Origin of the sequence: Bacteroides sp. An279 (assembly GCF_002159615.1) — a bacterium.
Classification (GTDB): Bacteria; Bacteroidota; Bacteroidia; order Bacteroidales; family Bacteroidaceae; genus Phocaeicola; species Phocaeicola intestinalis.
Genome location: NZ_NFJA01000133.1, coordinates 1 through 6302 on the forward strand (window position 1 = coordinate 1; position 6302 = coordinate 6302).

General features: G+C 45.5%; 8 protein-coding genes. 2 read left to right on the plus strand and 6 right to left on the minus strand.

Features of this window, described 5'->3' with window-relative positions:
* Nucleotides 1-188: 188 nt before the first annotated feature.
* Nucleotides 189-515 (plus strand): DMT family transporter, encoded by a 327-nt coding sequence (locus B5F78_RS15515; protein ID WP_022041112.1) that lies wholly within the window; start codon nt 189-191, stop codon nt 513-515.
* A gap of 202 nt (nt 516-717) precedes the next feature.
* Here B5F78_RS15515 and B5F78_RS15520 read toward each other — a convergent pair whose 3' ends face one another.
* From B5F78_RS15520 to B5F78_RS15535, 5 genes are all read right to left on the minus strand, one after another.
* Nucleotides 718-1407 (minus strand): SIMPL domain-containing protein, encoded by a 690-nt coding sequence (locus B5F78_RS15520; RefSeq protein ID WP_087407157.1) that lies wholly within the window; start codon nt 1405-1407, stop codon nt 718-720.
* Between the two features lie 7 nt (nt 1408-1414).
* Nucleotides 1415-1999 carry an immunoglobulin-like domain-containing protein gene (locus tag B5F78_RS15525; RefSeq protein WP_087407158.1) on the minus strand — a complete coding sequence of 195 codons (585 nt, stop codon included), beginning with the start codon at nt 1997-1999 and terminating at the stop codon, nt 1415-1417.
* Nucleotides 2000-2532: 533 nt separating this feature from the next.
* The gene (locus B5F78_RS17410; protein ID WP_158098138.1) at nt 2533-2700 is read right to left on the minus strand and encodes a hypothetical protein; all 168 of its coding nucleotides are present in this window, start codon (nt 2698-2700) and stop codon (nt 2533-2535) included.
* Nucleotides 2701-2919: 219 nt separating this feature from the next.
* Nucleotides 2920-4101 carry an MFS transporter gene (locus B5F78_RS15530; RefSeq protein ID WP_087407160.1) on the minus strand — a complete coding sequence of 394 codons (1182 nt, stop codon included), beginning with the start codon at nt 4099-4101 and terminating at the stop codon, nt 2920-2922.
* A 15-nt stretch (nt 4102-4116) separates the two neighbouring features.
* Nucleotides 4117-4443 carry a DMT family transporter gene (locus B5F78_RS15535; protein ID WP_072542729.1) on the minus strand — a complete coding sequence of 109 codons (327 nt, stop codon included), beginning with the start codon at nt 4441-4443 and terminating at the stop codon, nt 4117-4119.
* 156 nt (nt 4444-4599) lie between these two features.
* Here B5F78_RS15535 and B5F78_RS15540 point away from each other — a divergent pair, with 156 nt between their 5' ends.
* The gene (locus B5F78_RS15540) at nt 4600-5163 is read left to right on the plus strand and encodes a Crp/Fnr family transcriptional regulator (protein WP_087407159.1); all 564 of its coding nucleotides are present in this window, start codon (nt 4600-4602) and stop codon (nt 5161-5163) included.
* A gap of 74 nt (nt 5164-5237) precedes the next feature.
* Here the strand turns inward: B5F78_RS15540 and B5F78_RS15545 are convergent, their stop codons facing one another.
* Entirely contained in the window at nt 5238-6044 is an 807-nt protein-coding gene (locus tag B5F78_RS15545) for a recombinase (protein ID WP_239473495.1), read from the minus strand.
* Between the last annotated feature and the right edge of the window lie 258 nt (nt 6045-6302).

Sequence of the window (6302 nt, forward strand, 5' to 3'; positions counted from 1 at the left end):
CTCCTGTTCTTCGTCAGATAGCCCGCTATCTTCCTCATCACAGAAGCGAAAATGCCTCAAAAACTCATCCCAAATCATCGCACGATAAATTCAAAACAGCTTCTAAAATAAATAGTTTGCAAGGTGTGGTGTGAATAAAAAATCGTATCTTTGCCTCCACATTTTATTAAAAGAAATAAGAAAGCCGTATGAACTGGATTATTCTGATTGTTGCCGGATTCTTTGAGTCCGGCTTTGCTTTTTGTTTGGGTAAGATGAAAGAAGCATCGGGCACCGGTTGGTATCTTTGGGGCACCGGTTTCTTGCTGAGTCTTACATTAAGTATGGTATTGTTGGCAAAGGCAGTGCAGACATTGCCTATCGGTACCGCCTATCCGGTGTGGACAGGTATTGGTGCGGTAGGTACAGTGGTGCTTGGCATCGTGTTCTTTCACGAGCCGGTATCCTTTCTCCGTCTTTTCTTCATCTCTACTTTGATAGCCTCCATTATCGGATTGAAGCTGGTCTCACATTGATGAGCCATTCTCTTTCAAGTTACCGTTCAATAATAATTGAATACCGCAAACATCCCCTGTAGGGGCGTATCGCATACGCCCTGAAGACATCTTCGTGGATGAGTTGGCTCATTCGGGCGTATGCGATACGCCCCTACACAGGCTATTTTGCGGATTCGTTATCTTTTTTGTAGAACTCTGTGTCCGCTGCGATGAAATGTTCCTAATCTATGATTTCAAAACGCACGAGCATGGAATAGTTTTTCTTGATGGTGCGGAAACTGTCGAATGATGCCGCATCGGAAGAAAGCACATTGCTTTGTGCAAACGGAAAAGCCGTGTTGCTGCTTTCTTCTACGATGCGTATGACATTGCCTAATTTCTTGCCCAATGCTTCTACCAGGTAAGCGGCTTTCTGTTGTGCAGCCTTTAACGCTTCGATTTTTCCTTTTTGGTGATATGCCGGCATGTCTTTGTTTTCCAACTCGCCTATACGCATGGTGTGTATGCCTTTTGTATCTATTCGCCTGACTATTTCATTTATCTGATTGAAGTCGGTCAGTGTAATGTCAAAGCTCTTGGAAACTAAGAAGTCCTGTCCTTGCTGGCGCCAATAGTCGCCGATTTCTTGTGTACGGACGGCGTTGGGCGAGATGCCAGCTTGGGTAAGTGCATCCCTCAATCCTTGTTCTATTTCCGATAAGGGCACTTTGGTACGGTATTCTTCGGGCTTCGATTTCCCGTCAAACTCTTCTTCGAAGTATTCGCGGATTTCGATGAGGTAATGGATTTTGTCGGGAACAATCTCGATTTCGGATGTACCTGTCACTTCGATGTATCGTTCGTTTGTCTGCGCTTGCAGCGAAAAGTTCGCCCACAGGCTGATAACTAATGCTAACACGTTTGTTTTCATAAAAAGACTATTTGATTTCAAATTCTGTATTCAACTCTATACTCTTTCCTGCCAAGCCGAAGGGTTTGCTTATCCGGTATTTCCCTTTGGGCAGATGATAATATTTGCCAACAGGAAAACGGAAACAATGCAACAACATGCCTTTATGCATTACAAATTCGTCATCAGGCCATATTATGCAGGAAACTTTCATTTCCGGGGAAACCCATTTCTCTTCCTTCCAAACATCTATGTCCCAATACCTCCCGAATGATAGTTGTGCGTTCGTTGGATTTGATACAAATATATTGACGGCGTGCACATTCTCCCAATATACACTATGTTCCGCCCACATGGAAACAGGCTTATCCTTGTATTCATCCGGCAAGTCTTTGGCGTACCAAAGGCAGCATTCCGGTATGTCGTAGACAATGGTATCCTTGTCTGGCAATGTATCTTGACTGCTTATTCGAATGTTTGTAGCCGTATCGTTTCCACCGGTTATAGCCGGCTCTTTGTCCGGTGTGGCTTCCGGTTGTAGTTGCTGTCGCTTGTTGCTACAACTTATGCAAATAGCGCTGGATAATGTTATAAACAGGATAATACTTTTCATAGTGTATATTCACCTTTTTGTTTGATAAATACAAAGTTACATAATATTATTCACTATTTTTCAGGATAAAAGCAATATCTTTTCAGGAAAAAGAATATGCCGCAACACGCCTTTTTCATTTACCTGTAGGGGCAGGGTTTGCCTGCCCGAATACATCCACGTAGGTGCATACAGGCGGGCGAACCCCGCCCCTACATGGGTTCATTGCGGATATTCAATAGTATCATAGCAAGACGCAGCCGGTTGCGGAAGCCCGCGGATATAGGTGTGTCGGCAAACGCATATAGGTGCATCTGCTGTAAGATTATTAATCTTACACCAGACGAAGCTATCTGCGTTGAGGCAAGAAGATAATAACGAAAGCCTTTCAAGTAATCTGAGTGAGATAAAGACAGTTTAGTGATGTGCGCCGAACGGGACGGAGACAGCATGTCGGAATTGTGACATCAACAAAATGCATAAATCTATACCGATAGCATAATGAGTGATTTGTCTTTTTTTGAATATCCTTTAGGGCTGAAAGGATGTCCGTATCATTCAGTGCTTCCATAAGCATCCGGTTCTGTCATAGCCAAACATTCTTCAAAGGTGATACCATCCTTGTTTTGCTCTGTGGCGGTAGTCTGTTCCGCGACAACCACTAACCGGTGCCGGTGCGGATGATGACGGTGGCGATATCCGCTGGACTTTGGTTTTTCCATTGATTTTCCGTAAATCTGTACAAGGGATATTCCTCTTTGAAATTAAGAGAGTTGGAAGGATTACCTCGTTTTGGGTAATGAGTTGGCAACCGTTCTAATTGCCGCAGTCTACATCGCTTTGCTTGTTTGGGTAACTCTTACGGCACAAAGGTATGAAAAATATTCAGGCTGGAAAATCATTCCAAAAATTATTTCAGTCTGGATATTTGGCATCCACCCTTATGCCGTTTTGGGCTTGAAGCAATTAACGAGCAAGGAAGCCACGGTAAAAGCTATTCCCGTCCAAACCACACCTGCCCATCCGTAATGTTGCCAAAACAGGCCTGAAACGAATGTACCAGCAGAGCCACCCAAGAAGTAAATGGTCATATAAACGGTATTGACACGATTGATAGCGGATGCATCAAGGGCGACCACGCTGGTCTGGTTGGACAGATGGATACATTGCATTCCTGCATCAATCAACAGGATAGCGACTATCATCCATACATAGCTGGCATTCCCCCAAAATGCCAAGAACCATGCAGCCAATACCACACATCCTCCGACAATAGAGAAGAACCTTGCGCCATACTTTTGGATATAGCCGCTGATGAAAACCACCGTGGATGCACCTGCCAATCCGCACAAACCGAGTGCGCCGATAATATCGTCACTCGCAAAGAAAGGCTCTTGTTTCATCCGGAAAGCAAGGCAACTCCACAATGCGAAGAACGAAGCATAAGCCAATGCTGCCCTCAAAGAAGCGATACGCAAGTATGGGTATTTGTAGAGCAGGCGCAGCAAGGATTTCATCAATCCTGCATAAGTTTCTTGTGAACGGGCAGACAGCACGGGCAGCATCTTGTAAATCATCAGAAAGCATCCAAGCATAAACGCACAAGCGACGAAATAAACGGAACGCCATCCCCAAACATCAGCGAGAAAGCCACTGAATACCCGTGAACCAAGAATGCCTATTAGCAGACAGGATTGTATAATCCCCACGTTGCGCACCTTGTGTGCGGGTGCTGAATGATAAGACACCAACGGGATGAAGAACTGCGGCATGACCGAAGACGCTCCGGCAAGCAAGGATGCACCCCATACCCAATAGATGTTAGGGGCAAGTGCTATGGCAAGCAATGCGCACGATGAAATGATATAATTGGTCAATATCAGCTGCTTTCGTGAAACCAAATCGCCAAGCGGAATGACAAACACAAGTCCGACTACATAACCTATCTGGGTCAATGTCGCAACCATGCTGGCAGAAAAGTCGCTTACCCCAAAATCCTTTGCCATGCTGCCCAACAAAGGCTGGTTGTAGTAGCAGTTGGCAACGGAAAGCCCGGTAGCGACTGCCATCAGAGCCAGCAGAGGTGCCGGAATGCCATGGTTTTCTCTCAATTCATATTTCATCATTTATTCCTCCTTTCAGTATGACACAACTTTCAATCCAATCAAGGAGGCAATGAGCGTGAACAGGAAGAAAAGCCGTATGGGAGTGGCCGGCTCTTTGAAAACGAATATCCCAATCAAGACCGTGCCGACCGCTCCGATACCCGTCCAAATGGCGTATGCCGTGCCCAAAGGCAAAGTCTGAACCGCTTTGGCAAGTAATGTCATACTCAATACCGTGGAAGCCAAGAAACCGCTTCCCCACAGATAAAAACCAATACCTGATGCCTCTCTCGTTTTTCCCAAGCAGAATGTAAGGCTTACCTCAAACAATCCTGCCAAAAATAAAATTATCCAATTCATACCTATGATTTATTAAATTCGGGTGCAAAAGTAAGCAAGTAATTTCTAACCGTTTTTTACATTTGGTAAAAACGGCTTTTGCATTTGGCAAAAAACAGCTGTTTGTATCTGTTTCTGTGCGTTATTTTATAATTTTGTACCACAACAAAATGACTTATGGATATAAAGGAAATCATCAACCTGAGATATGCCATGCCGGATGCGTCTTTGGACAAGTTGCGGCAATGCCTGACGGAAGTCTCATACCCCAAAGGATTCCAAGTGATGGAATATGGCAAGATAGAAAAAGACATCTTTTTCATCAAGAAAGGCATTGTCCGCGCCTATACTTCGGTAGAGGGGAAAGAAATTACCTTTTGGGTCGGCAAGGAAGGGGCGACTATTGTTTCCATGAAAGGATATGTGAATGACGAACCGGGGTATGAAACAATGGAGCTGATGGAGGATTCAGTCCTGTATGTATTGGAAAGGAAAAAACTGAAAGAGTTATTCTTGGAGGATTTGCACATAGCCAATTGGGGGCGGCGTTATGCGGAAATGGAGCTGCTTGCCACCGAGGAACGGCTGATTTCCATGTTGTCCGCCATCGCCTCGGAACGGTATCACGAGTTGTTGGAGAAAGAGCCTGATTTGTTGCAACGGTTACCATTGGGAAGTATCGCAACCTATTTAGGTGTCACACAAGCGAGCTTGAGCAGGATTCGGGCACAAATAAAGTGACGTTTCAATCAGCGGGTAGCAAGCGGTTTTGGTCTGCCCAAAACACAAACTTGCTACCCTCCCGTTGGCATTGTTTACAAACCCAAGCCTTTGTCCTTTCTGTGCGGTGCAACCGTCCTCCTAATGGATGAGAACAGCTTGTTGAACTGCTCCTTGAACCATTCGCCAATCAGTTGCCTGTTGATGGCAAGTGCGAGTTTCGATTTGTCTTTCGGGTCCTTCACCACTTGGAAGCCTGCCCTTTCGGTCTTAAACTTCCGCTTGTGTTCCTCCGAATAGAGTTCGCCCTCGTAGAACAACGGCTTGCCGCTGATAAGCGTGGCAGTCTGCTTCTCGTTGAAGCCGACTTTGAGGCAGAACTTCTCCATATACACCAACTCTTGGAACAGCGGAAACCATTTCTTGGCTTTTTGGATAATGGATTTTAGGAATGACACTTCTTCTTGGTGTGCCGCTTCCTTGTCCGCCATTTCCCTGCGGTACTTGGCTTGCAGTTCCATCAATTGGCGGCTGTGTTCCTCCTGCTGCCGCTGCATTTGCCGTTGCAACAGTTCGATGCTTTCGTTACGGACGGCAACCTCGCCTTGCAGGGTGCGGTTGTCGGCTTCCAGTTCTTTTAGCTTGCCGCTGCCCAAAAGAGAACCGACCTTTGCCACGAGTGCCGTCTTCGCTTCGGTCTTGGCGGCTTCCAGCTTCTCCGACTTGATTTCCTTTCGCACTTCGTCAAGCTGCCGTTCAGCCTGTTGTTGTGCGGTCTGCAACTGCCTTACGTTGGCTTCAAGCTCTCCCGTCTGCCGTTTCAGGTCACGGTAGTATTGGGCGGTGGTGGTATGCCGTGCTTCCGAACCCCGTATGCCACGCTGTAAGCCGTATTTCGCCATTGCTTTTGCGTAAATCTGTACAAGGGATATTCCTCTTTGCAATCAAAAGAGTTAGAAGAATTACCTCATTTGGGGATAATGAGTAGACAACTGTCCTATTTGCCGTGGTCTGCATCGCTTTGCTTGTTCGGCTAACCCTTCCGTAGAATAAAGGTACAAAATAAGAACAGAAGAAAGAATATCTATGTCTTTCTTTCTTCTGTTTATAAATGGAACAAAATAACGAAAATCAAATAAGTTCAGTTGCTATCTATTCTT

Bases quoted from the DNA above. Each gene is read 5' to 3' on its own strand.
- B5F78_RS15530 (WP_087407160.1), bottom strand. From the start codon at position 4,101: ATGAAATATGAATTGAGAGAAAACCATGGCATTCCGGCACCTCTGCTG.
- B5F78_RS15540 (WP_087407159.1), top strand. From the start codon at position 4,600: ATGGATATAAAGGAAATCATCAACCTGAGATATGCCATGCCGGATGCG.
- B5F78_RS15535 (WP_072542729.1), bottom strand. From the start codon at position 4,443: ATGAATTGGATAATTTTATTTTTGGCAGGATTGTTTGAGGTAAGCCTT.
- B5F78_RS17410 (WP_158098138.1), bottom strand. From the start codon at position 2,700: ATGGAAAAACCAAAGTCCAGCGGATATCGCCACCGTCATCATCCGCAC.
- B5F78_RS15545 (WP_239473495.1), bottom strand. From the start codon at position 6,044: ATGGCGAAATACGGCTTACAGCGTGGCATACGGGGTTCGGAAGCACGG.
- B5F78_RS15520 (WP_087407157.1), bottom strand. From the start codon at position 1,407: ATGAAAACAAACGTGTTAGCATTAGTTATCAGCCTGTGGGCGAACTTT.
- B5F78_RS15525 (WP_087407158.1), bottom strand. From the start codon at position 1,999: ATGAAAAGTATTATCCTGTTTATAACATTATCCAGCGCTATTTGCATA.
- B5F78_RS15515 (WP_022041112.1), top strand. From the start codon at position 189: ATGAACTGGATTATTCTGATTGTTGCCGGATTCTTTGAGTCCGGCTTT.